1 protein-coding gene is annotated in these 3,429 nt (G+C 41.5%); it reads left to right on the forward strand.

The window, feature by feature from the left end; all coding sequences use genetic code 11:
* Positions 1-113: 113 nt before the first annotated feature.
* A partial coding sequence (locus H6S82_RS24665) for a molecular chaperone (protein ID WP_191056864.1) occupies positions 114-3,429 on the forward strand: 3,316 nt, incomplete at its 3' end.

Here is a 3,429-nt window from a genome sequence, read left to right on the forward strand (position 1 = left end):
CAATGGTGGCAAAGTTTGTGGCAAATTACCGAAATTACTTATCCTGGTGGATAACTTATTTGAAATTTCAAATCAGCAATTCTCAATCTAAAATCTAAAATTTGAAATTACCAATGGCTATTGAAATCAGACTATTAAATAGATTCCAACTTCGTCCGAAAACGAATGACGAAACTTTATTAGATTTGCCGATCGTAGAATTGGCTCCAGTTTCCACAAGCAATTTACCGCATATTTCCAGCATCAGTTGCGTGGTGGAAGGGGAACCGCGACAATTAGGAGCGCAAATCCAAGCGGCGTACAGAACATTTACGTTTAAACAACCTATCAGACTATACGCTCCTCAACGATTAAGACAAGACCCTTACCCATTGGATAAACCATTACCGGGAAATGTCGGTTGCACTTTGCTGGTAATTGTGGAATATTTCGACTCTGACGCCGCTGGAAATCCGATTTTAGCGATACCGCAAACAGCAAGCAAAAGTTGCTACTTATTTACTCCCAAAACCGAACCGGAAATACCTGCGATCGACATTAATAAAATTGAACCACAACCAGCAGTAATTGTCGAAGAAAAGCCTAAACCAGTTGAAAAAAATCTTAACGAATCTACCGACTGGTTAGCGATCGATTTTGGCACATCCAACTCCACAGTCACCCTGTTTGATGCAAGTTTTGTATCCAACGAAAAAAGCTTACCCAAAGAACAAAAAGAACGGTTAGGCGAACTATTGGTAGAATGGTTGAATTCCACAACTGTTGATGCGTTAGCTGGTGTGAGTGTAGCGGAGTGGGAAAGATTTATTGGCGATATCAAAAAAGATGTGGAAATACCCGAAATGGGTACTCTCAATGACCAAGCTTTGCTAGTCACGATCCGCAAAATCGAAACTTCCTTGGGAAATCGTCCCGAATCATTCCGCCGCGCTGCTAACAAAAAATTAAACCATATTTACCACGAAGTCTTCCGCGTCCCGCCTTTATCATCGCAAAATCTGCTCCGAGTTTCTTTGGATCTGGGAAGTGAAGCAAAGGAAATACCCAGCGAGTTGGAAATCCAAAGTCTGAAAGCTTTAAAGGTACTCATGGGAAACAGAGTTCTTCAGAACAGAAGAACAGCTTTTTCCGAAACTAAAGGAGAAGAAATTAACGGGAAGTTTCATCATTCGCCGAAGCGATATTTCGGTCAACAACGGGATGCAATGCAAGTAAAATGGGAGGGAGTTGAGTCAGAAATTACCAGCAACGAATTAATTCAAGCTGCTTGGGGTTATTTGATCGAGAATACCAAAAAATATTACGAAACCAGAACTTCTGGTAGGTCTTCGCGTCGAGATATTACTACCGCAGTTGTGACTTATCCGGCGGTAGCGCCGCCAGTGGTGCGTCGCGAAATTGAGCAAATGGTGAGTGCGTTGGGGATGGATTTCGTAAAGACTGATTACGATGAAGCTGTCTCGGTAGTAATCTTTTTCTTATGGCGGGAATTCGGCGGCGATTTGAATATTGGGATTGAATCTTTCAAAACTCGCTGTCATTGGGATGGGAAAAAATGGTCGCAAAATGTCTTGGTTTTGGATATCGGTGGGGGAACGACGGATTTAGCTTTGATTAACCTTTCTCTGGAAGAGAAAGACCCGTTTGAACGAGATGAAGATCGGGGTGCTGGGGGAAGGTACTACGTGCTAACTCCCACGTTTATTGGCTCTTCGGGTCATTTGCAATTAGGTGGAGAGTTAATTACGCTGCGGATTTTTAAATTGCTGAAAGTGGCGATCGCAGATTGTTTGCTGACCGCAGTAACTTCAGGAGATTTGGAATGTCAAAAGCTGGAAGATGAGATTGCGGGATTGAGCGATCGCTTCCTCACTAAAGATGGCAAATATAAAATTGGTTCCTTGTGGGAATGCGTTGACAAGAAAACCTCCAATCCTGAAGAAGACCCCGCTTATAACGACGCGCTGAAAGATGCAGAAAAAATCCTACCGACGAAATGGAAAAATAATCCCTCTCGCTTGCAAACTTTTTACGAAATTTGGGATTATGCGGAAGAAATAAAAATTGAAATTAACCAAAATATAGACCGGGAAAGGGTTGTACTTACTGAGAAAAAGATTTCTGATTTGCTCAAACAAAGTGGAATTGACTTCAAGGTGAAATCTGCCGATCGCCTCAACGTGAAAATAAACAGACAGCAATTTGAAAATGCTGTTTCTCCGGTAGTTGAAGATGCAGTACGCATCGCCAAAGGACTGGTGGAAAGTCGCTTGGGATATCAGTCAGAAAATCACCGCCAAGAAAAAGTCGATTGGTTAATTTTATCCGGTCAAACGTGCAAAATTTATTTGGTAGAAGAACTGGTAAAACAAGAGTTTAGCAAATATGACTATTTCGTTTGGAATCCAGAACGAGTAACTTTTGTACCAGAATTTAGTAAAATGGCGACTTCGGTGGGTGCTTGCTATGCAGAAAAGCTGCGTCAGTACGGTTTTGATTTAGAAGCAGCAAAGGGAATGCTGCGTCTGGGTGTCAATCAACTAGATATCGATGTCAAAAATTTGTTTTATTTTCTCCCTTGTTCGTTTACCCTAAAAACTCAGGGAGAAAGAGATCGATTGATTTTCCGGAATGGTCGGGAACTGCGTCAACTTAGCGATCGCGATTCGATCGCCAAAACTCGCAGCGATTGGGAAGGAGTTCCCTTAACTATTACGATCTACCGTCAAGATTTTGATGGCGCAAATCCGATGCTCTGGGGAGGATACAATATTAATAGATTGGTACGCCAATTGGGAATGGAAGAAGATGAGTTTAAGGCGAAAATTAAAGTTCAATTTGAAATCGACCAAAAATTGCAATTTAAATTACTGTTTTGTCAGGGAACTCCCCATTCCTTAATTAGTGCTAGCTGTGAAAGTTTGGATCTCAAAAAAGCGATCGCAGCAGCATCGCCGGAATTAGCTAACCAACCGATTATTTCCCAAGATGGTAAATTGCTTTGCGATATTGCAGTTTACGTGATCGAATTGCAAACTGTCAGCGTTGGGCCAAAAGATCCGCCTCTCGTATTCGACAGTCAAGTTGATTATAGCAAATTTATGGAAGGTTTTCGTTATGAAAGTAATGTCAAAGAACAAGGAACTGGATTAATTAGCAAACCTTTACCTGAATTTCCTCGTAAAGGAAAACATACTTTCTGTTTTCGCGATCCTATAACCGATCGATGGGAAACAATTGGCGAATTAAGCCGTCCGGGTGGCAAAAGCGATTATAATTATCAATATTATGTCACTCTCGACGATAAAGGTATTCTGCGAATTCACGCGGGAGAAATACCTTATTGGACATCTGATAATCCCGAATGTCTCAAACAAGAAGGATGCGTTTTTGAAACGGGGTTGGAGGATAAACCGAAAGAAATTGATG

It is taken from the genome of Planktothrix sp. FACHB-1355, from assembly GCF_014748295.1.
GTDB lineage: Bacteria > Cyanobacteriota > Cyanobacteriia > Cyanobacteriales > Aerosakkonemataceae > Aerosakkonema > Aerosakkonema funiforme_A.